Below are 20,532 nucleotides of genomic sequence, written 5' to 3' on the forward strand. Positions count from 1 at the left end.
CGACTTGACCTTGATCCGACGGGCGGCTTCACTGGGCCGCCCGTTTTCATATCCGGAGGTGGCTCATGGCCCTCAAGAACCCCGTTCTCATGGCGACCATTGGTGCCGCGCAAGGCCTGCGTGGCGAGGTGCGCGCCAAGACCTATACGACCGAGCCGACGGCGCTCGGCGATTACGGCAACCTGCATGCGGCCGACGGGCGGGTGTTTGAAATTCTCGACATTCGCGAGATGAAGGACATGGCCGTCGTCCGCTTCAAGGGCGTCAACGACCGCAATGCGGCCGAGGCAATCAAGGGTCTCGATCTCTTCATCGAGCGCGACAACCTGCCTGCAGACCTGCTGGAGGACGATGAGTTCTTCTATGCCGATCTCGAAGGGCTGGAAGCGTTTGACGCGACGGGCAAGAGCTACGGCATCGTCACCGGCATTTTCGATTTCGGCGCGGGCGACCTGCTGGAGCTGAAGGCCCCGGCCAAGCGCCCGCTGCTCATCCCCTTCTCGGAAGCCGCCGTGCTGGAAATTGACCTTGAAGAGGGCCGAATTCTGGTCGATCCGATTGCCGCCGGTCTCATCGACGACGGCGACAATGGCGAAGGCGAAAACGGACCCGGCAGCCGCAAGCGCAGCCCGCCGAACAAGGGCAACGGCCCGAAGAACGGCGGAGACGCGGAAAAGTGACCTTCCGCGCCACCATCCTCACGCTTTACCCGGAAATGTTTCCGGGCTTTCTCGGTCAGTCGCTCTCCGGAAAGGCGCTGGAGCGCGGCGCTTGGGCCATCGAGCCCGTCCAGATCCGCGACTTCGCCACCGACAGGCATCGCTCGGTCGATGACACGCCATCGGGCGGCGGAGCCGGCATGGTGTTGCGCGCGGATATTCTCGCCAAGGCGATCGATTCGGTGGGCGACGACGACCGCCCCCGCCTTCTCATGAGCCCGCGGGGGCGACCGCTCACCCAGAAGCGCGTCCGCGAACTGGCAGACGGCCCCGGCGCGGTCATCGTCTGCGGCCGCTTCGAAGGCGTGGACCAGCGCGTGATCGACGCTCGCAATCTCGAGGAAGTCTCCATCGGCGATTACATCCTCTCCGGCGGCGAGCCTGCCGCGATGATCCTGCTCGACGCCGTCATCCGCGTCCTGCCCGGCGTCATGGGCAACGAGCAATCGGGCGTGCACGAAAGCTTCGAAAGCGGGCTTCTCGAACACCCGCACTACACCCGCCCGCCGGTCTTCGAAGGCCGCGAGATCCCGGAGGTTTTGACGTCCGGCAATCACGCGAAAATCGAGAAGTGGCGGCATGAGCAGGCGCTGAAGCTCACCACCGAACGCCGGCCAGACCTCGTTCACGCTTTGAAGAAGTAATACGCCGCGAGAAACAGTCCGACGGCAATCACCGCATAGCGCATCCACGTCTGCGGCACCCGCTTGGCAAGCCACACGCCCATATAGCCGCCGAGCCCTGCGCCCGGCAGCATGATGATGGCATGCAGCCACGAGATCGCTCCGCCTGCTGTAAAAACGACAATGGCGATGGCCGCGATCACGATCGCGAGGAAATTCTTGATGGCGTTGAGCCTGTGATAGTCGCCGCCGGTCGCCAGCCCCAGCGAGGCGAGCATCATGATGCCCATACCGGCGCCGAAGAAGCCGCCATAGATCGACACGATGAATTGTGTGACGATGCCGGTCGGCGAGTTCGGCGGATGCTCCGTCTCAACCTTTGGCCTGAGCTTCGGCCCGGCGGCAAAGAGCAGGGTGGCGGCCAGCAGCAGCCACGGCACCAGCCGCTTGAAGGACGGATTGTCGAGCGACAACAGAAGCAGCGCCCCGCCGAGCGATCCTACAAGCGAAATCGCCGAGAGCACGAGGATCGGCTTCCACTCGCTGGCGATTTCGCGGCGATAGGCGAGCGCCGAGGTGATGTAACCGGGAAACTGCACGATAGACGAGGTCGCATTCGCTGCAATGGGCGGCACACCGAAAAGCGTCATCGCACCGAAGGTGAGAAACGTGCCGCCACCGGCAACAGCATTGATCGCGCCGGAAAGAAGCCCCGCAACGAAGAGCAGAAGTGCAGACAGGATCGTCATGTTTCCCCCCATGCCTCGCCCCCGGATGTCTTTCCGGGGGCTAGCATGTTGGTTGGCCCTTTGCCAAGCAGGGCCTTTTGCATCAGGCCAGGCGCTGGCGCGGCCGCATCGCGACGAGCGCCATGTAGCTCAGGCCACCAACCGCCACGCCGAAGAACCAGCCATAGGTTCCCCACCAAGCGGGCAGCACGGTGGTGAAGGTCGGCAGGATCGAGGAGAAGATGGCCCCGACGACAAAGGCGATCAGCGCGTTGACGTTCCAGCCACCCTCGAAGCGGAATTCGCCGTTCTCGTGATAGAGCGCCTCGACATCCACCTCGCCCTTCCGGATGAGATAGTAGTCCACCATCATGATGCCGAAGACCGGGCCCATGGTCGAACCGATGAAGTTGACGAAATGGGCCGCCCCCGTTTCCCATGGCGCGAACGGATAAAGCACGAGCGCGATGAAGGCCGCGATGTAGCCGCCACGCTTGAAGTTGATCTGGCGCGGGAAGACATTGGCGAAGTCGAAGGCCGGCGAAACGAAGTTCGCCACCACGTTGATGCCGAGTGTGGCCACCGCGAAGGTGAGAGCCGCAAGGGCTGCCAGGAACCAGCTGTCGAATTTGGCCGAGATCGCATCGGGATGCAGCAGCACTTCGCCATAGACGGTATAGGCGGCCGTCGTGGTGACGCCGGCGACAAGGCAGAAGGCGAGCAGGTTGACCGGCAGGCCCCAGAGATTACCCTTGCGCAGCGTCGCCTGGTCGGGCGCAAACCGTGAGAAGTCGCAGAAGTTCAGGTAAAGCGCTGCGAAATAGGTGATCCAGGTCGCAGCCACGGCGGCAAGTGCTGCGACCGAGCCCGGCGCACCGGAAACACCCGCATCCTTGGTGGCAGTCAGCAGAACATCCTGCGGAATATTGCCACCGAAGGAGAACGTGCCGGCCTTGATGATCAGATAGATCGCCAGAAGCAGCATCATGATCCAGACCGCAGGTCCGGCCCAGTCCTGGAACTTGCGCACCGTCTCCATGCCGCGCTGGATGATGAGCAGCTGCAGCGCCCAGATGATGACATAGCAGATCACTTCCAGCGTCGAATGACCGAGCATGTGGCTCGACTGGTGGAAATGCAGCAGGCTTTCATTGCGGATGAGCAGCGCGACGATCGCGCCGGACGCGGCGGACGTCTGGGCGCCATACCAGAAGCAGGCGACGATGGCCCGCACCAGCGCCGGCAGGTTCGCCCCGAACGTGCCGAAGGAGGCCCGCGCCAGGACCGGGAAAGGCACGCCGGTCTTCACGCCGGCATTGCCGACCAGGCTCATCAGCACGAAGATGACGAGAGAACCGATGCCGATCGCGATCACGAAATTGATGAAACTGCCGCAAAGCAGGAAGAGACTGGCGGCCAGATAATAGCCCCAGAGGCTGTGAACGTCCGAGGTCCAGACGTTGAAGATGGAAAATGCGCCCCAGTTGCGCGTTTCGGCAGGCGCCAGATCCTCGTTGTAAAGCGAGGGTGACGGATTGGTGACAGACATGATACTCCCCTTTGACAGAAGGCCGCCCTCCCCCGGCGACCTGGATGTTTGGCCTAAATTTTAGGCAAATGCGAATTGATTCCTCTTTTTGACGAAATGCAAGGCTTGCCTTACCTTTAAGTCACAGCATAGAAGGGGGTGACAAAGCCGGCGCGCTGGTGTATACGCCCGCCCGGAACTGATGGGCTGGGCCTATGTCTCAAGCCGCAACCGTTACCAATAAAGAACTGGCGAACCCGCTACCGCCTCGCTGAGGCGCATTCACAAGGCTTATGCCAAGGGATGATGTGAGCGCTCTGGCTGTTTCAGAAGAACAGAAGGTTGAAGACAATGAACATCATCGAACAGCTTGAGGCCGAACAGGCCGCCAAGATCGCCGCCAAGCGCACGCTTCCCGAATTTTCGCCGGGCGACACCGTCCGCGTCAACGTCCGCGTCGTCGAAGGCAACCGTACCCGTATCCAGGCCTATGAAGGCGTCTGCATCGCCCGCAAGGGTGCTGGCCTCAACGAGAGCTTCACGGTTCGCAAGATTTCCTACGGCGAAGGCGTCGAGCGCGTATTCCCGGTTTACTCCCCGCTGGTCGAAGGCGTTGAAGTCGTTCGCCGCGGTAAGGTCCGTCGCGCCAAGCTCTATTACCTGCGCGACCTGCGCGGCAAGTCGGCCCGTATCGTTGAAAACACCGGCACGCGCGCCCGCAAGCTGAACGACACCGAGCGCCAGGCGATCGCCGACGAAAAGGCACGCATCGAGGCCGAGAAGGTCGCTGCTGCCCAGGCTTTGGCCGCTGAAAAGGCTGCTGCAGAAGCCGCCGAAAAGGCCGCTGCTGAAAAGGCCGCTGCAGAAGCTGCCGCTGAATAAGCCACTTCGGCTGTTGCATTTTGAGGAAGGCCGCCGGTATGATCCGGCGGCCTTCTTTTTTGCGGAATCAGGGCCAGACCGGGGACAGCGACCGCTGATGCGTGGGATATCGGAAGAAGTTGTCGCTGCCGTGAGGCGGCTGAACTACTACACGACCGGCGTCGTGCGTGAGCTGATGCCGCGCTCACTCTTTCGCTTTGATCAGGACGCGGTTTTCCGCGAACTTGAGGATACGGGCGCGCTGCCGGCCATCCTCGAGCGTGTCAACTACTATAATGGCCTGATACCGGGCGGCCTGCCGCGTCCCTCCACCCGTATCGATGCTGTCGATCGCTCCAGAAGCCGCTATTTTCTCGATCTTGGCGAACATCTGCGCTTCTTTCCCGCGCATCTGAAGATCGACTACCTGTTCGGCGATATCACGCATGTCCCGCCCGCGCCGAGCGTGCTGAAAAGCCGACCGATCGATGGCGACAACGCCAATTCGGTTCTGCTCAAACTCGACAAGTTCCGCCATTTCCGGCTGTTCGACGATCCCATCCCGTTTTCGAAGAAAGCACCAAAGGCAGTCTGGCGTGGCAGCATGAACAATCCGCTGCGTGCCGCCCTCGTCTCGGGCCACGCAAACAGCCCGTTCTGCGATGTCGGCCATGTCAGCCGGAACTTCACGGAAGTGCCGCCGAAGGACGTGCTGTCGCCGGTCCAGCAGTTTCAATACCGCTACATCGTCTCGGTGGAAGGCTGCGACGTTGCCACGAACCTGAAATGGGTGATGGCCTCGAACAGCGTCTGCATCATGCCGCGGCCGCGCTATGAGACCTGGTTCATGGAAGGCCGGCTGATCCCCGATCATCATTATGTCGAGGTGCGCGACGACTTTTCCGACCTGGAAGAAAAGATCGAGGCGCTGGAAGCCGATCCGAAGCGCGCCCGCGAGATCGTCGCAAACGCCAACCGGCATATCGGCATGTTCCTTGAACGCAGGAACGAGAAGCTCACCTCGCTTCTCGTCCTGCAGAAATATTTCGAGGCAACCGGCCAGCTGCCGCCATCGGCTTTCACCGAAGGCTTCTTCAGCAGGACCGAGTCCGAGCCCCGCATGCTCCTGACGGCGTGAACGCGCGCGGGATCACTGCTTGACGGCAGCGTCCCAATGTTCGTCGGCCTTGCCGCCCACGATGCGCCAGGTGTCGTACCACGTCGTGGTATAGGTCTTGGATGCGTCCTGTGGGTCCTTCTCGGTGCGGACCGTCGCCACCGTCACCAGATCGCCTTCCGCATTCACGAAAACAACGGGCGTCGCCATCTTCTCCGGCACCGGCTTCGGCTCGACCTTCAGGACCTTGGTGAAGAAATCGACGACGGTGGCGCGGCCGGAGGGCACATTCGGGTTATGCTGCAGATAGCGTTCTGTCAGATACTTGTCGGCTTGGCCCCACTGGCCGGCCTCCAGCAGATCCTTCACGATGTGATAGACGACCTGCTTGTTGGCGTTGAGCGCCGGATCCCTGGAGGTGAAGAGCGCCTCCTTGTCCTTCGCCTCAACCACGGCTTCCTGCGCAAATGCGCCTGCAACGCCGCCGAATGTGGCCACCAGGCCAAGGGTGAGAGCGGCCACGCCGTTTTTCACGTTCATGATGTTTCCTTTCCGGGGTCTGGATTTGATCAAGTCAGGAAATAGGCCTTCCCGCGCGGATGCGAAAGAAGGCACTTCAGCCGCACATAGGCACCCGAAGGGAACTATTGGAAACGGCCTTCTCCTTGCAATTCCTGAACATTCTGTGACAGTGTGGCCCGCCACAAAAGACAGGAGACACCCATGATTTCCAGACGCGCACTGCTCGCGCTCGCCGCCCTTGCCGCCGCAGCGCCGCTTGCAGCACATGCAGCCGACCCCCTGCCGGACCTGAAGGGTCGCAAGGTCGTCGTCGTGACGGAAAACGCCTACCCGCCGCTGCAGTTCGTCGACCCCAAGTCCGGCAAGCAGATCGGCTGGGAATACGACGCGATGAACGAGATCGCCAAGCGCCTCAACTTCAAGGTCGAGTACCAGAACACCAGCTGGGACGCGATGATCCAGTCGGTCTCCGACAAGCAGTACGACATCGGCATGACCGGCATCACCATCAAGGACGAGCGCAAGGAAAAGGTCGATTTCTCAGATCCCTACATGCGCTCCGAACAGTTCATGCTGGTGCGTGGCGACGAAAAGCGCTTCACCGACGCCAAGAGCTTCGGCGCCGACAAGAACCTGCTGGTCGGCGCACAGCCCGGCACGACGCCCTTCTACACCGCCGTCTACAGCGTTCTCGACGGTGACGAGAAGAACCCGCGCATCAAGCTCTTCGAGACCTTCGGCGCCACCGTTCAGGCCCTCAAGGCCGGCGACGTCGACACGGTTCTGACCGACGGCACGGCTGGCAAGGGCTATGTGGACGCCTCCAATGGCGGGTTGAAGCTCGTCGGCGGCCCGCTCGGCACCGAGGATTTCGGCTTCATCTTCCCCAGGGGCTCCGACCTCGTGAAGCCGATCAATGCAGCAATTGCGGCGCTCAAGGCCGACGGCACGCTCGACGCGCTGAACAAGAAATGGTTCCTCGACTACAAGATGGGTCAGTAAGACCCATGACGAAGTCAGGCTCCTGATCCGGATGTTCAAGCCACAATGAACCTCCAGGCTCAAAACAGCTCTGACGGCGAGGCGCAAGGGTTTCCCTGGTGGCTCGCCGTTTTCGCGGTAATCGCGGTTGCAATCGCGATCGCCATTGCCGTGAACGACCTCTATGTGCAGGTCTTCGAAACGGTCATTCACGGCCTCTGGGTCACGATCGGCGTCACGCTGACGGCCTTCGTGCTGGCCTCGGCGCTCGGCCTCGGCATTGCCTTGATGGGGCTGTCCGGCTCGACCTTCGCGCAGCAGACGGCGCGCTTCTACACCGAGATCATCCGCGGCGTTCCGATCCTCGTCCTTCTCTTCTACATCGCCTTTGTCGGCGCACCGGCGCTCACCGAAGCGATCAATTTTCTCGCCACGCCGCTCATCAAGGCCGGCGTCATGGAGCCGCTCCTGGTGCGCGACATTTCGCTCATGTGGCGGGCGATCCTGGCGCTCACCATCGGCTATTCCGCCTTCATCAGCGAGGTTTTCCGCGCCGGCATCCAGTCGGTCGACAAGGGTCAGATCGAAGCGGCGAAATCGCTCGGCCTCTCCCGCTTCCAGCGCTTCCGCCTTGTCGTTCTGCCGCAGGCGATCCGCGTCATCCTGCCGCCGCTCGGCAACGATTTCGTGGCAATGGTCAAGGACTCCTCGCTCGTCTCCGTTCTCGGCGTGCAGGACATCACCCAGCTTGGCAAGGTCTACGCCTCGGGCTCCTTTCGCTTTTTCGAGACCTATTCGATTGTCGCCTATGTCTATCTGATCCTCACCGTCGGCCTGTCGCTCGGGCTGCGTCGCCTTGAAAAGCGGCTACGCCGCAACCAGATGCGATGAAGATCAAGAAGATTGCCGAGGCACACGAAAATTGATATGACGCGCCCATGACCATACCGACGGCAAAAAGCGGCATTTTCGAGCATGTCTTCGTGCTCCAGGACAGGAAGCGTCTTCCTGCCCGCTTTTTTGCAGCCATCTCCGGCGCGCTCAACACCCGCCTATCGTGATCCGTCGCGGCTCGACAAGGGCCGACCTTGCAGTCAATCCAAAATTTTCCAAGCTTCGGGATGAAACATCATGAGCGCACCGCGTACCCTCTATGACAAGATCTGGGACGATCATCTGGTCAGCCAGGCCGATGACGGCACCTGTCTCCTCTACATCGATCGCCACCTCGTCCATGAAGTGACGAGCCCGCAGGCGTTCGAAGGCCTGCGCATGGCCGGTCGCAAGGTCCACGCGCCGGAAAAGACGCTGGCCGTCGTCGACCATAACGTCCCCACCTCGCCGGACCGCCATCTCGGCATCAAGAACGAGGAAAGCCGCATCCAGGTCGAGGCGCTCGCCAGGAACGCCGCCGACTTCAACGTCGAGTACTATTCCGAGAACGACAAGCGCCAGGGCATCGTTCACATCGTCGGTCCCGAACAGGGCTTCACGCTGCCGGGCATGACGATCGTCTGCGGCGACAGCCACACGTCCACGCATGGCGCTTTCGGCGCGCTGGCGCATGGCATCGGCACGTCGGAAGTGGAACATGTTCTGGCGACGCAGACGCTGATCCAGAAGAAGGCCAAGAACATGCTGGTGCGCGTGGACGGCAAGCTGCCGGAAGGCGTCACCGCCAAGGATATCGTGCTCGCCATCATCGGCGAAATCGGGACGGCCGGTGGCACCGGCCACGTCATCGAATTCGCCGGCGAAGCGATCCGCGCGCTCTCCATGGAAGGCCGCATGACGGTCTGCAACATGACGATCGAAGGCGGCGCCCGCGCCGGCCTCATCGCCCCCGACGAAAAGACCTTCGAATACATCAAGGGCAAGCCGCGCGCGCCGAAGGGCGAAGCGTTGGAAAAGGCCCTTGAATACTGGAAGACGCTCAACACGGACGAAGGCGCGCATTACGACAAGGTCGTCGTGCTCGACGCCGCCGCCCTGCCGCCGATCGTCTCCTGGGGTTCCTCGCCGGAAGACGTCGTTTCCGTCGAAGGCACCGTTCCGAACCCGGACGACATCCATGACGAAAACAAACGCACCTCCAAGTGGCGCGCGCTCGACTATATGGGCCTGAAGCCGGGCACGAAGATCACGGATATCGCCATCGACCGCGTCTTCATTGGCTCCTGCACCAACGGCCGCATCGAAGACCTGCGCGCTGTCGCCAAGGTCGTCGAAGGCAAGAAGGTTGCGGGCACCGTCAACGCCATGATCGTTCCGGGCTCCGGCCTCGTGAAGGAACAGGCCGAAGCCGAAGGCCTCGACAAGATCTTCAAGGAAGCCGGCTTCGACTGGCGCGAGCCGGGCTGCTCCATGTGCCTCGCCATGAACGACGACCGCCTGAAGCCGGGCGAACGCTGCGCCTCGACCTCGAACCGCAACTTCGAAGGCCGCCAGGGCTTCAAGGGCCGGACACACCTCGTCTCCCCCGCCATGGCAGCCGCTGCGGCAATCGCCGGCCACTTCGTCGACATCCGCGATTTCAAGTAAGTTACGGCTGACGCAAGATTTGAAGGGCGTCCGCTTCGGCGGGCGCCTTTTTTGTTGGGTGGAACGCGGTTATCTTAACTCTCGTCCTTCCTTGCGAAGCTTGGTTCTCGAAATCGACAACGGCGCGACGGGAAAACTTGCCGGCTTTCCGCTGCGTGTTGTAATCTCGACACGAGAGCGCGGAGCGGCAAATGAACAGAATGCAGGGATTGACGGCGAGAAGACGGGAGACCCGCTTCGAACGGGCCTCGGCAGCCGTTGCGCGCATTCTGGATGACGCCGGCAAGGACGGCTTTGAGATCACCGTCATCGGATCATTGGCGAAGGGCGATTTTCGTGCGCATTCGGATGTGGATCTTTTGGTCCGCGGCCCCAGCGATCTCCACCGTCGCCGGTCAATCGAGCGGCTGGTCGCCGATCAGATGCGCGCTTGCGAAATTCCCTACGATCTAGTTTTCGAAGACGACCTCACCGAAGACCGCCTCCGGGAGTTGCTGCATGACATCGTTTAGCCTGCCGGAATTTGCAAAGCTCTCGCCGAGAATTGCACGAACGATGCGTGAATTGTCCCAGATGGAGCACTATTACGAGGCCCATTCGGCGGAACTGCTGCAAGGCGATTGGGGAGCCGTGGCGGCCATATCATCCGGGATTCACAATGTTTACAACGGAATTGAGGATATTCTACTCAGTATCGCAAAGGACATTGATGACTATGTCCCAACGGGTAGCTCAGCGCATCAGGACATTCTCGATCAGATGGCATCGGAGATCGCAGGGACGCGACCAGCTTTGCTGAGCAGCGAACTCTACGACGCTCTCTTGGAAATCAAGGGATTTCGTCACCTCGTGCGCCACAGATACGGCTTCGACCTGAAGCCGGACAGAATTGTGGCAAACCTCGAGCGCATCAGATTCGCCCTCCCCGCATTTATCGATGCCGTTACCCAATTGGAAAAAGCCATGAGCAAGGACGGCAATCCGCGCGGGCAAAACTGACAGATCGGGTGTTTCCATCACCCCGCAGAAAGCCGCGCAATCCGCCCCATCATGAACGCCTCGGCCACCGCCAGTTTCGCCCGGTCGATCCCGGTCTCGAAGCCCCTGGCCTGCAAGAGATCGACCAGCGCGCCCGTCGCCACATTGCCCTTCGCGCCGGGCGCATAGGGACACCCGCCAAGCCCGCCAACGGCACTATCAAAGGTCCGCAAACCAAGCTCCAGACTCGCCTCGACATTGGCGAGCGCCCGGTTGCCCGTGTCATGATAATGCCCGGCCAGACGCTCCGCCGGAACCGCCTGAAACACCGCCTCAAGCATCGCCGCAATCGTCTCCGGCGCGCCTGCGCCGATCGTATCGCCGAGCGACACCTCATGGCAGCCCGCATCCATCAGCCGCTCCGCCACGGCGCGCACCGCCGCAGGCGCAATCGCCCCCTCATAGGGGCAGGCAACCACGCAGGAAACATAGCCGCGCACCGGGACGCCCGCCGCAAGCGCTGCCTCCAGAACTGGCGCAAAGCGCGCAAAGCTCTCTTCGATCGAACAATTGATGTTCTTCTGGCTGAAGGTCTCGGAAGCGGAGGCGAAAATCGCCACCTCATCCGCGCCGGCCGCCAGCGCGGCCTCGAAGCCCTTCATGTTCGGCGTCAGCACGCCATAGGTCACGCCCGGCCGCCGCCGGATGCCCGCCATCACCTCCGCCGCATCCGCCATTTGCGGCACCCATTTCGGCGACACGAAGCTCGTCACCTCGATCTTGGCGAATCCGGCTTCGGACAGCAGATCGATCAGAGCGATCTTGTCGGCCGTCGGCACGATTTCCTTCTCGTTCTGCAAGCCATCGCGCGGGCCGACTTCGTAAATGGTGACGAACTCAGCCATCGGCGGCGTCCTTCAGCTTGACGAGAACCGACCCGCCCTCCGCCTGCCCGCCCTCGGCCACCAGCACCGCATCCACCACCGCGTCACGCGGCGCTTTCAGCGTATGCTCCATCTTCATCGCCTCCATGACCAGCAACCGGTCGCCTGCCTTCACCGCATCGCCTGCCTTGACCTCGACGAGACGAACGACCCCGGTCATCGGCGCAAGAATATCGCCCGACCCGCCATGCGCCGCATCCGCGCCCGAAAGCGGATCGGGATGAAGGAAGACAAAGGTCTCGCCGGCGAGGAGGACGGACACGGACTTGCCGACGCGTGTGGGTGTGATGACCACGCGGGCAGTCAGATGTGCGGACGTGCCGTTCTGTTCTGTGCGGGCGGCGATGGTGAGGCCGGTGGTTGTGGCACCCCCCTCTGTCGCTTCGCGACATCTCCCCCTCAAGGGGGGAGAGTGGGTGAACGAGGCCGTCTCTCTGCCAATCTCCCCCCTTGAGGGGGAGATGCCCGGCAGGGCAGAGGGGGGTACCCCAACCGAAACGCCCGAAATCCTCGCCTCCGCAGCGCCACCAATCAGCCGATACCCCGCCTCGTCGAACACGACGCGCCGCTCGATCGACTCGCCATCCGCCAGCAGCACGACACGCCGCGATGCCTCGCCCCAATGCCGGAATTCGGCATGGGAGGCTTGCGGATCAATCTCCAGTGCCGCCAGCGCTGCGACCAACAGAACCTCTTCCGAAATCTCCGGCTTACGCAAAAGCGCGTCCAGGTCGCGCTCGATCAGCCCCGTATCCATGCGCCCGGCGCGGAATGTGGCGTCCACGGAAAGCGCCCGCAGAAAATCGCGGTTCGTCGCAAGCCCCGCGATATGCGTGCCGCCGAGTGCGGAACCCAGCCGATCCAGCGCTGCATCGCGCGTTGCGCCATGGGCAATCACCTTGGCGATCATCGGATCGTAGAAGGGCGAAACGGTATCGCCACCGATCACGCCGCCATCGATGCGGATACCCTCGCCCGCGCCAAAAGCCAGATGATCGATGCGGCCCGCCTGTGGCAGGAAGCCACCGGCCGGGTCTTCCGCATAAAGCCGCGCCTCGACGGCATGGCCATGGATATGGATCTGCTCCTGTGTCACAGGCAAGGCCTCACCGGCCGCGACACGCAATTGCCACTCGACCAGATCGAAGCCGGTGATCGCCTCCGTCACCGGATGTTCGACCTGAAGCCGCGTGTTCATTTCCATGAACCAGAAGCCGTCCGGCCGGAGCGAGTCCGAACCATCGGCGATGAACTCGATCGTGCCTGCCCCCTTGTAATTCACCGCCTGCGCCGCCTTGACGGCCGCACCCGTCATCGCCGCACGCACAGCCTCGCTCATGCCGGGTGCGGGCGCTTCCTCGATCACCTTCTGGTGGCGACGTTGCAGCGAGCAATCGCGTTCGAACAGATGAACGGTGTTGCCTTGGCTGTCGCCAAAGACCTGCACCTCGATATGGCGCGGCGAGGATATGTATTTCTCGATCAGCACCTTGTCGTCGCCGAAGGACGACTTGGCCTCGCGCCGGCAGCTTTCCAGCGCGGCGGCGAAATCTTCTGTCCGCTCGACGCGCCGCATCCCCTTGCCGCCACCGCCGGCAGACGCCTTGATGAGCACCGGATAGCCGATCCTGTCCGCCTCAACGGCCAGAAAACCCACATCCTGATTGTCGCCGTGATAACCCGGAACGACAGGAACGCCAGCCTTTTCCATCAGCCGCTTGGCGGCATCCTTCAGGCCCATGGCGCGGATGGAACCCGCCGACGGGCCGATGAAGACAAGGCCGGCCTTCTCGACCGCGCCGACGAAGTCCGGGTTTTCCGACAGGAACCCGTAGCCCGGATGGATCGCTTCAGCGCCGGTTGCCAGCGCTGCGGCAATAATCTTTTCGCCGGATAAATAACTTTCCCGCGCTGGCGACGGGCCGATATGCACGGCCTCGTCGGCGAGCTTGCGATGCTGCGCCTCGGCATCCGCATCGGAATAGACGGCAACGGTGCGGACGCCGAGGCGTCTGGCGGTACGGATGATGCGGCAAGCAATTTCGCCGCGATTGGCAATCAGGATCTTCGAAAACACAGGTATTCTCCTCACATCCTGAACAGGCCGAATTTGGTATCTTCAACCGGCGCATTGAGCGCTGCGCGCAGCGACAGCGCCACGACGTCGCGTGTCTTTTCGGGATCGATGATCCCGTCGTCCCAGAGCCGGGCGGAGGCATAGAGCGGCGCGGACTGCCGCTCGAACTGTTCCAGCGTCGGGCGCTTGAACGCGGCCTCTTCTTCGACAGACCAGCTGCCGCCCTTGGCCTCGATGCCGGCGCGGCGAACACTCGCCAGAACCCCGGCCGCCTGCGGACCGCCCATGACGGAAATGCGCGCATTCGGCCACATCCAGAGGAAGCGCGGACTGTAAGCCCGGCCGCACATTCCGTAATTGCCGGCCCCGTAGGAGCCGCCGATGATGACGGTGACCTTCGGCACGGCGGCGGTGGCAACCGCCGTCACCAGCTTCGCCCCGTCCTTGGCAATGCCACCGGCCTCATATTTCGAACCGACCATGAAGCCGGTGATGTTCTGCAGGAAGAGCAGCGGGATCTTTCGCTGGCAGCACAGTTCGATGAAATGCGCGCCCTTCTGCGAGCTTTCGGAAAAGAGCACACCATTATTGGCGATGATGCCCACCGGCACGCCATCGATATGCGCAAAGCCTGTGACAAGCGTCGTGCCGTAGCGCGGCTTGAACTCATCGAAATCGGAGCCATCGACGATGCGGGCGATCACCTCGCGCACATCATAAGGCGTCTTCGCATCCGCCGGCACGAGAGCGGGAATGTCGGAGGCCGGATGGAGCGGCGCGCGCGCGGGCAGGACCGCGATATTCGGAGCTAGCGCGGGGCCGAGATGCTTGACGATCTGGCGGGCAAGCGCCAGCGCGTGGTCGTCATTGTCGGCGAGATAGTCGGCGACGCCGGAAAGCCGCGTATGCGTGTCACCGCCACCGAGCGTTTCCGCATCGATCACCTCACCCGTCGCCTCTTTCACCAGCGGCGGGCCGGCAAGGAAGATGGTGCCTTGCTCCTTCACGATGATGGTCTGGTCGCACATGGCCGGCACATAGGCGCCGCCCGCCGTGCACGAGCCCATGACGACAGCGATCTGTGCGATCCCGGCCGCACTCATGCGCGCCTGATTGTAGAAGATGCGGCCGAAATGATCCTTATCCGGAAAAACCTCGTCCTGGTTCGGCAGGTTCGCGCCGCCCGAGTCCACCAGATAGAGGCAGGGCAGCCGGTTTTCACTGGCGATTTCCTGCGCGCGCAGATGCTTCTTCACCGTCAGCGGATAGTAAGTCCCACCTTTCACAGTGGCATCATTGCAGACGATCATGCAATCGCGGCCCATGATCTGCCCGATACCGGCAATCACGCCGGCGGACGGGATATCGTCGTCATAAACACCGCTCGCGGCAAAGAGACCGATTTCCAGAAAGGCCGAGCCGGGATCGATGAGCCCGGCAACGCGGTCGCGCGGCACAAGCTTGCCGCGCTTGACATGGCGATCCCGCGCCGCCTGCGGCCCACCGGCCATGATGCGCCGGGCTTCAGCCTCGATGGCCGCCCGATGAACCTGCATCGCGGCACGATTTGTCTCAGCCTCGGGGGGAAGCGGCGAACCGATAATCGTCATATCTCGCTCCTCAAAGCCTCAGCGCATTGCGCTCATCAGCTCGCGGCCGATGAGCATGCGGCGGATTTCCGATGTGCCGGCGCCGATTTCCATCAGCTTCGCGTCACGGAAGATGCGGCTCACAGCGCTGTCATTGAGGAAGCCCGCCCCGCCCATGGCCTGCACCGCCTGATGCGACACTTGCATGGCAACCTCGGACGCATAAAGCACGCAGGCAGCGGCATCCTGCCGGGTGATCTGGCCGCGATCGCAGGCGGAGGCTGCGGCATAGACATAGGCGCGGGCGGAGTTCATCGCCGTGTACATGTCGGCGATCTTGCCCTGCATGAGCTGGAAATCGCCGATCGACTGGCCGAACTGCTTGCGCTCGACCATATATGGCATGACCTCGTCCAGGCAGGCTGCCATGATGCCGAGCCCGATGCCCGACAGCACCACGCGCTCGAAGTCGAGGCCTGACATCAGCACGCGCGCGCCCTTGCCCTCTTCACCCAGCACATTCTCGAACGGAACTTCGACATTGTCGAAGATCAGTTCGCCCGTATTGGAACCGCGCATGCCGAGCTTGTCGAAATGTGGCGAGGTGGAAAAACCCTTCATCGTCTTTTCGATGATAAAGGCCGTCACGCCCTTGGAGCCAGCCTCCGGGTCCGTCTTGGCGTAAACGACCAGTGTGTCGGCATCCGGGCCGTTGGTGATCCAGTATTTCGAGCCGTTGAGCACATAGCGGTCGTTGCGCTTGTCCGCGCGCAGCTTCATCGAGATGACGTCGGAGCCGGCGCTTGTCTCCGACATGGCGAGCGCGCCTATATGCTCACCCGAGACGAGCTTCGGCAGATATTTGCGCTTCTGCTCGGCATTACCGTTGAGCTTGATCTGGTTGACGCAGAGATTGGAATGCGCGCCGTAGGAAAGAGACACTGAAGCAGAGGCGCGGGCGATCTCCTCGACCACGATCGTGTGCGCCAGATAGCCCATGTCGACGCCGCCGAACTCCTCCGGCACGGTGACACCGAGAAAGCCGAGCGCGCCCATTTCCGGCCAGAGTTCGTTGGGAAAAGCGTTTGTACGGTCGATCTCGGCAGCGCGGGGCTTCAGCTTCTCCTGCGCCCAGCGATGCGCCACATCCTGCAACGCATCGATTTCTTCGCCCAGTCCAAACCGCATCGTATGATGGAACATGTCTTCCTCCCTTTGAACCATGTCGCGCTGGACCATGTCGGGTCTGCGATGGCGACATCAGAAATTCCGGTTTCAAATCACGCTTTTCAGCACCATGTCTTCGTAGATATCCTCGATCTTCTCGCGGCTAAGCCGCCCGCCGGTGCGATACCAGGTGTTGACGCCGGTCAGCATGGCAAGGATCGCCATGGCGGCGACATGCGGCTCCTCAAGCCGGAATTCGCCTGCCTCGGCCCCTTTGGCGAGGATGGATTTCAGTTCGTTTTCATAAAGCTTGCGCAGCGCTTCAACGGCCGCAAAACCCTCAGGCTCGAGCGCACGCAGCTCCATATAGGAGATGAAGACGGCATCGGCCCGGCTGATATGGTGGCGGATATGGAAGCGGGCAAAGCGCGTCAGCGCCGCACGCGGCGTCTCGCCATCCCGCCGTTCCTCCGCATAGGCCGCCAGCAGTTCCTCCATATGCTCCGTCATGAGCGTCACGAGGATCTGCTGCTTGGTCGGGAAATACTGATAAAGCGCGCTCGCCTGCACGCCGACGGCAGACGCGATCTGGCGCATGGAGACGGCATCATAGCCATGGCGCGCAAAGAGCTTCAGGCTCTCCTGCCTGATCGCCCGCGCCGTCGTCTCGCCATTCGCACCCGCCTGCCGCGCCATCACCCCTCCCGAAATAAATGAACATTCGTTAAATTAATGGCGCGAGTTGGGTCCCGAGTCAAGACCGGGACGTGCGCCAGGTCCGAAAAGCAAAAAACCGCCGGGCGCATCACCCGGCGGTTTGGATCACTCAGCCGATCAAGCCGGCTCTTATTCGAAGAATTCCTTCATCCGGGCGAAGAAGCCCGAGGATTCCGGGTTGTTTTCTTTCGACGAGATCTGGTCGAATTCCTGCAGCAACTCGCGCTGGCGCTTGGTGAGTTTCTGCGGCGTTTCGATCATGATCTGGATGTAGAGATCGCCGGTCTGGTTGGACCGCATGATCGGCATGCCCTTCCCCTTGAGGCGGAATTGCTTGCCGGTCTGCGTGCCTTCCGGGATCGTCACCCGCGATTTCGTGCCATCGAGCGTCGTCACGTCAAACTTGCCGCCGAGTGCTGCCGTCGTCATCGAGACAGGCACGGAGCAGTAAAGATCCGCGCCTTCCCGCTGGAAGAACTGATGCGGCTTCACCGACATGAAGATATAGAGATCGCCCGCCGGTCCGCCACGAAGCCCGGCCTCGCCCTCGCCTGTCAGGCGAATACGCGTGCCGTCCTCGATGCCCGCCGGAATATTGACCGAAAGCGACCGCTCTTCCTGAATCCGGCCATGTCCATGGCACTTGGTGCAAGGATCGGCGATCGTCTGGCCGCGACCCTGGCAGGTCGGGCAGGTTCGTTCGATCGAGAAGAAGCCTTGAGCGGCGCGCACGCGCCCCGCACCCTGACAGGTCGGACACGTCGTCGGCTTGGTACCGGGCTTGGCGCCCGAACCGCTGCAGACGTCGCAGGAGATCGTGGTCGGAACACGAATCTGCGCCGTCTTGCCGGAGTAAGCTTCCTCGAGCGAAATCTCCATGTTGTAGCGAAGGTCGGCACCGCGTTCGCGACCGCCGGAGGGGCGACGACCACGACCGCCACCCATCATTTCGCCAAAGATATCCTCGAAGATGTCCGAGAAGCCGCCTTGGCCGAAGCCCTGGCCACCACCCCCGAAGGGACCGCCGCCGCCCATGCCGCCCTGTTCGAAGGCCGCATGGCCGAAACGATCATAGGCCGCCCGCTTCTGCGGGTCCTTGAGCGTTTCATAGGCCTCGTTGATTTCCTTGAACTTCTTCTCGGCTTCCGTGTCATCCGGATTCTTGTCCGGATGATATTTCATCGCCATCTTGCGAAAGGCGCTTTTCAGCTCCTTTTCGTCGGCCGTCTTGGAGACGCCGAGCAATTCGTAAAAATCCGCCTTTGCCATCGTCAGTCAGCTCCGCTTCCCGAGTGTCCGGCCGGGATCAGGTCCTTATCAGACCCGATCCGGCCGGTTTGGCATCAGGCCGACTTTTTCTTGTTCTTGTCGTCGTCGACTTCTTCATATTCGGCGTCGACAACCTTGTCGTCGGCCGAAGCGCCGTGAGCGCCGGCTTCGGCAGCCTGGCTCTGTTCATACATGGCCTGTCCGAGCTTCATGGAGACTTCCATGAGCGTCTGCGTGCGGGCCTGCAGTTCAGCCAGATCCGGCTCTGCCTTTTCGACGGCTTCCTTCAGGCTGGCGATGGCATCCGCAATCGCGGTGCGATCGGCCTCGGTGACCTTGTCACCATAGTCCTTGAGCGACTTTTCCGAGGAGTGAATCAGGCTTTCGGCCTGGTTCTTGGCCTCCACGGTTTCGCGGCGCTTCTTGTCGGCGTCGGCATTGGCCTCGGCGTCCTTGACCATCTTCTCGATCTCGGCGTCGGACAGACCGCCCGAAGCCTGGATGCGGATCTGGTGCTCCTTGCCGGTGCCCTTGTCCTTGGCCGAAACCTGCACGATGCCGTTGGCGTCGATGTCGAACGTGACTTCGATCTGCGGCACGCCGCGCGGTGCCGGCGGAATGCCGACGAGGTCGAACTGGCCGAGCAGCTTGTTGTCAGCCGCCATTTCGCGCTCGCCCTGCGACACGCGGATGGTCACGGCGTTCTGGTTGTCTTCGGCCGTCGAGAAGGTCTGGCTCTTCTTCGTCGGGATCGTCGTGTTGCGGTCGATCAGACGGGTGAAGACGCCACCGAGCGTTTCGATGCCGAGCGACAGCGGGGTTACGTCGAGGAGCAGAACGTCCTTGACGTCGCCCTGCAGAACACCGGCCTGGATGGCGGCGCCCATGGCAACCACTTCATCCGGGTTGACGCCCTTGTGCGGCTCCTTGCCGAACAGCTGCTTGACGACTTCCTGCACCTTCGGCATGCGGCTCATGCCGCCGACGAGAACGACTTCGTCGATCTCGGCTGCCGTCACACCGGCATCCTTGAGGGCTGCCTTGCACGGTGCGACGGTGCGCTGGACGAGATCGTCGACAAGCGCTTCGAACTTGGCGCGCGTCAGCTTCAGCGTCAGGTGCTTCGGGCCGGAAGCATCCGCCGTGATGAACGGCAGGTTGATTTCGGTCTGCTGCGAGGACGACAGTTCGATCTTGGCCTTTTCGGCAGCTTCCTTGAGACGCTGCAGAGCGAGCTTGTCCTTCTTCAGGTCGATGCCGTTGTCCTTCTTGAACTCGTCGGCAAGATATTCGACGAGACGCATGTCGAAGTCTTCACCGCCGAGGAAGGTGTCGCCGTTGGTCGACTTCACTTCGAAGACGCCGTCGCCGATTTCCAGAACCGAGATATCGAACGTACCGCCGCCAAGGTCGTAAACGGCAATCGTCTTGCCTTCGCGCTTGTCGAGGCCATAGGCGAGTGCGGCCGCAGTCGGCTCGTTGATGATGCGGAGAACTTCAAGACCGGCGATCTTGCCGGCATCCTTGGTGGCCTGGCGCTGGGCGTCGTTGAAGTAGGCCGGAACGGTGATGACGGCCTTTTCGACCTTTTCGCCGAGATAGGCTTCCGCCGTTTCCTTCATCTTCTGGAGAACCATGGCGGAAATCTGCGACGGAGAATAATCCGTGCCGCCAGCCTTCACCCAGGCGTCGCCATTGCCGCCGCGAACGATCTGGTAGGGAACGAGACCCTTGTCCTTCTCAACCAGCTTGTCGTCGAAACGGCGGCCGATGAGGCGCTTGACGGCGAAAAGCGTGTTTTCCGGGTTGGTGACGGCCTGGCGCTTGGCCGGCTGGCCGACGAGGCGCTCACCATCGTCGCTGAAAGCGACCATCGAAGGCGTCGTACGCGCACCTTCGGCATTTTCGATGACCCGGGCGTCCTTGCCATCCATGACGGAAACGCAGGAGTTGGTGGTTCCAAGGTCGATACCAATTACTTTAGCCATGTTCATTCTCTCCTTGAAGCAAGCTGCCGGGACCCGGTCAGGCATTCCTTGGCAGCCCCTAACGGGATTACACTTGTCTATCGCAGCCTAAACTGCGGCGATGCGGGGTATATAAGGAGCGATTTTTCGCTCTGCAAGGCGGATTTGCCCTGCAAACCAAGAGATTTGCGGTGATTTTGCATG

The 20,532-nt window shown here is 61.9% G+C and carries 20 protein-coding genes; 10 read left to right on the forward strand and 10 right to left on the reverse strand.

From position 1 onward, the window contains the following. Positions 1 to 65: 65 nt before the first annotated feature. Positions 66 to 680, forward strand: coding sequence for a ribosome maturation factor RimM (gene rimM, locus ABID16_RS18380; RefSeq protein ID WP_354557821.1), 615 nt, complete (start codon positions 66 to 68; stop codon positions 678 to 680). Then, positions 677 to 1,363 carry a tRNA (guanosine(37)-N1)-methyltransferase TrmD gene (gene trmD / locus ABID16_RS18385; protein WP_354557822.1) on the forward strand — a complete coding sequence of 229 codons (687 nt, stop codon included), beginning with the start codon at positions 677 to 679 and terminating at the stop codon, positions 1,361 to 1,363. Before rimM ends, trmD begins: the two co-directional genes overlap by 4 nt. On the opposite strand, the gene ABID16_RS18390 is transcribed toward trmD, so the two are convergent. Both ABID16_RS18390 and ABID16_RS18395 read right to left on the reverse strand, forming a co-directional pair. After that, entirely contained in the window at positions 1,345 to 2,091 is a 747-nt protein-coding gene (locus ABID16_RS18390; RefSeq protein ID WP_354557823.1) for a sulfite exporter TauE/SafE family protein, read from the reverse strand. The two genes, trmD and ABID16_RS18390, sit on opposite strands and share 19 nt — an antisense overlap. An 82-nt stretch (positions 2,092 to 2,173) precedes the next feature. Beyond that, complete coding sequence (locus ABID16_RS18395; RefSeq protein ID WP_354557824.1) at positions 2,174 to 3,619, reverse strand: NCS1 family nucleobase:cation symporter-1; 1,446 nt, start codon at positions 3,617 to 3,619, stop codon at positions 2,174 to 2,176. Between the two features lie 330 nt (positions 3,620 to 3,949). On the opposite strand from ABID16_RS18395, the gene rplS reads away from it, so the two are divergent. Then, positions 3,950 to 4,480, forward strand: a complete 531-nt coding sequence (gene rplS / locus ABID16_RS18400) for a 50S ribosomal protein L19 (RefSeq protein WP_354557825.1) — start codon at positions 3,950 to 3,952, stop codon at positions 4,478 to 4,480. A gap of 97 nt (positions 4,481 to 4,577) precedes the next feature. Continuing rightward, a complete protein-coding gene (locus ABID16_RS18405) occupies positions 4,578 to 5,597 on the forward strand; it encodes a glycosyl transferase family 90 (protein WP_354557826.1) in 1,020 nt (339 codons plus the stop codon). Positions 5,598 to 5,609: 12 nt separating this feature from the next. Here ABID16_RS18405 and ABID16_RS18410 read toward each other — a convergent pair whose 3' ends face one another. Further along, on the reverse strand, positions 5,610 to 6,116 hold the full coding sequence (locus ABID16_RS18410) for a nuclear transport factor 2 family protein (protein ID WP_354557827.1): 507 nt from the start codon (positions 6,114 to 6,116) through the stop codon (positions 5,610 to 5,612). A gap of 183 nt (positions 6,117 to 6,299) precedes the next feature. Here ABID16_RS18410 and ABID16_RS18415 point away from each other — a divergent pair, with 183 nt between their 5' ends. The 6 genes from ABID16_RS18415 (at position 6,300) to ABID16_RS18440 (ending at position 10,619) form a co-directional block, all read left to right on the forward strand. Continuing rightward, entirely contained in the window at positions 6,300 to 7,100 is an 801-nt protein-coding gene (locus ABID16_RS18415; protein ID WP_354557828.1) for a transporter substrate-binding domain-containing protein, read from the forward strand. A gap of 45 nt (positions 7,101 to 7,145) precedes the next feature. After that, positions 7,146 to 7,970 carry an amino acid ABC transporter permease gene (locus tag ABID16_RS18420; RefSeq protein ID WP_354557829.1) on the forward strand — a complete coding sequence of 275 codons (825 nt, stop codon included), beginning with the start codon at positions 7,146 to 7,148 and terminating at the stop codon, positions 7,968 to 7,970. 47 nt (positions 7,971 to 8,017) lie between these two features. Beyond that, positions 8,018 to 8,140, forward strand: coding sequence for a hypothetical protein (locus tag ABID16_RS18425; protein ID WP_269065458.1), 123 nt, complete (start codon positions 8,018 to 8,020; stop codon positions 8,138 to 8,140). A gap of 70 nt (positions 8,141 to 8,210) precedes the next feature. Next, on the forward strand, positions 8,211 to 9,620 hold the full coding sequence (gene leuC, locus ABID16_RS18430) for a 3-isopropylmalate dehydratase large subunit (protein WP_354557830.1): 1,410 nt from the start codon (positions 8,211 to 8,213) through the stop codon (positions 9,618 to 9,620). Between the two features lie 191 nt (positions 9,621 to 9,811). Beyond that, positions 9,812 to 10,132: a nucleotidyltransferase domain-containing protein gene (locus ABID16_RS18435; protein ID WP_354557831.1), complete on the forward strand. Its 321-nt coding sequence runs from the start codon at positions 9,812 to 9,814 to the stop codon at positions 10,130 to 10,132. Continuing rightward, complete coding sequence (locus ABID16_RS18440) at positions 10,119 to 10,619, forward strand: ribonuclease toxin HepT-like protein (RefSeq protein WP_354557832.1); 501 nt, start codon at positions 10,119 to 10,121, stop codon at positions 10,617 to 10,619. The genes ABID16_RS18435 and ABID16_RS18440 overlap by 14 nt, the downstream gene beginning before the upstream one ends. A gap of 17 nt (positions 10,620 to 10,636) precedes the next feature. Here ABID16_RS18440 and ABID16_RS18445 read toward each other — a convergent pair whose 3' ends face one another. The 7 genes from ABID16_RS18445 to dnaK form a co-directional block, all read right to left on the reverse strand. Then, positions 10,637 to 11,503, reverse strand: coding sequence for a hydroxymethylglutaryl-CoA lyase (locus tag ABID16_RS18445; protein ID WP_354557833.1), 867 nt, complete (start codon positions 11,501 to 11,503; stop codon positions 10,637 to 10,639). After that, positions 11,496 to 13,619: an acetyl/propionyl/methylcrotonyl-CoA carboxylase subunit alpha gene (locus ABID16_RS18450; RefSeq protein WP_354557834.1), complete on the reverse strand. Its 2,124-nt coding sequence runs from the start codon at positions 13,617 to 13,619 to the stop codon at positions 11,496 to 11,498. The genes ABID16_RS18445 and ABID16_RS18450 overlap by 8 nt, the downstream gene beginning before the upstream one ends. 11 nt (positions 13,620 to 13,630) lie before the next feature. After that, positions 13,631 to 15,229, reverse strand: a complete 1,599-nt coding sequence (locus ABID16_RS18455) for a carboxyl transferase domain-containing protein (protein ID WP_354557835.1) — start codon at positions 15,227 to 15,229, stop codon at positions 13,631 to 13,633. A gap of 18 nt (positions 15,230 to 15,247) precedes the next feature. Beyond that, a complete protein-coding gene (locus ABID16_RS18460; RefSeq protein ID WP_354557836.1) occupies positions 15,248 to 16,411 on the reverse strand; it encodes an isovaleryl-CoA dehydrogenase in 1,164 nt (387 codons plus the stop codon). Between the two features lie 72 nt (positions 16,412 to 16,483). Further along, positions 16,484 to 17,071 (reverse strand): TetR/AcrR family transcriptional regulator, encoded by a 588-nt coding sequence (locus ABID16_RS18465; protein ID WP_354557837.1) that lies wholly within the window; start codon positions 17,069 to 17,071, stop codon positions 16,484 to 16,486. Between the two features lie 150 nt (positions 17,072 to 17,221). Further along, positions 17,222 to 18,361, reverse strand: a complete 1,140-nt coding sequence (dnaJ, locus tag ABID16_RS18470; protein WP_354557838.1) for a molecular chaperone DnaJ — start codon at positions 18,359 to 18,361, stop codon at positions 17,222 to 17,224. A 74-nt stretch (positions 18,362 to 18,435) separates the two neighbouring features. Further along, entirely contained in the window at positions 18,436 to 20,349 is a 1,914-nt protein-coding gene (dnaK, locus tag ABID16_RS18475) for a molecular chaperone DnaK (RefSeq protein ID WP_354557839.1), read from the reverse strand. Positions 20,350 to 20,532 lie beyond the last annotated feature (183 nt).

The sequence above is a fragment of the Limnomicrobium aquaticum genome (assembly GCF_040545545.1).
In the GTDB taxonomy this organism is placed as follows: domain Bacteria; phylum Pseudomonadota; class Alphaproteobacteria; order Rhizobiales; family Rhizobiaceae; genus Ensifer_A; species Ensifer_A aquaticum.

Bases quoted from the DNA above. Each gene is read 5' to 3' on its own strand.
- rimM (WP_354557821.1), top strand. From the start codon at position 66: ATGGCCCTCAAGAACCCCGTTCTCATGGCGACCATTGGTGCCGCGCAA.
- ABID16_RS18390 (WP_354557823.1), bottom strand. From the start codon at position 2,091: ATGACGATCCTGTCTGCACTTCTGCTCTTCGTTGCGGGGCTTCTTTCC.
- ABID16_RS18395 (WP_354557824.1), bottom strand. From the start codon at position 3,619: ATGTCTGTCACCAATCCGTCACCCTCGCTTTACAACGAGGATCTGGCG.
- rplS (WP_354557825.1), top strand. From the start codon at position 3,950: ATGAACATCATCGAACAGCTTGAGGCCGAACAGGCCGCCAAGATCGCC.
- ABID16_RS18405 (WP_354557826.1), top strand. From the start codon at position 4,578: ATGCGTGGGATATCGGAAGAAGTTGTCGCTGCCGTGAGGCGGCTGAAC.
- ABID16_RS18410 (WP_354557827.1), bottom strand. From the start codon at position 6,116: ATGAACGTGAAAAACGGCGTGGCCGCTCTCACCCTTGGCCTGGTGGCC.
- ABID16_RS18415 (WP_354557828.1), top strand. From the start codon at position 6,300: ATGATTTCCAGACGCGCACTGCTCGCGCTCGCCGCCCTTGCCGCCGCA.
- ABID16_RS18420 (WP_354557829.1), top strand. From the start codon at position 7,146: ATGAACCTCCAGGCTCAAAACAGCTCTGACGGCGAGGCGCAAGGGTTT.
- ABID16_RS18425 (WP_269065458.1), top strand. From the start codon at position 8,018: ATGACCATACCGACGGCAAAAAGCGGCATTTTCGAGCATGTCTTCGTG.
- leuC (WP_354557830.1), top strand. From the start codon at position 8,211: ATGAGCGCACCGCGTACCCTCTATGACAAGATCTGGGACGATCATCTG.
- ABID16_RS18435 (WP_354557831.1), top strand. From the start codon at position 9,812: ATGAACAGAATGCAGGGATTGACGGCGAGAAGACGGGAGACCCGCTTC.
- ABID16_RS18440 (WP_354557832.1), top strand. From the start codon at position 10,119: ATGACATCGTTTAGCCTGCCGGAATTTGCAAAGCTCTCGCCGAGAATT.
- ABID16_RS18445 (WP_354557833.1), bottom strand. From the start codon at position 11,503: ATGGCTGAGTTCGTCACCATTTACGAAGTCGGCCCGCGCGATGGCTTG.
- ABID16_RS18455 (WP_354557835.1), bottom strand. From the start codon at position 15,229: ATGACGATTATCGGTTCGCCGCTTCCCCCCGAGGCTGAGACAAATCGT.
- ABID16_RS18460 (WP_354557836.1), bottom strand. From the start codon at position 16,411: ATGTTCCATCATACGATGCGGTTTGGACTGGGCGAAGAAATCGATGCG.
- ABID16_RS18465 (WP_354557837.1), bottom strand. From the start codon at position 17,071: ATGGCGCGGCAGGCGGGTGCGAATGGCGAGACGACGGCGCGGGCGATC.
- dnaJ (WP_354557838.1), bottom strand. From the start codon at position 18,361: ATGGCAAAGGCGGATTTTTACGAATTGCTCGGCGTCTCCAAGACGGCC.
- dnaK (WP_354557839.1), bottom strand. From the start codon at position 20,349: ATGGCTAAAGTAATTGGTATCGACCTTGGAACCACCAACTCCTGCGTT.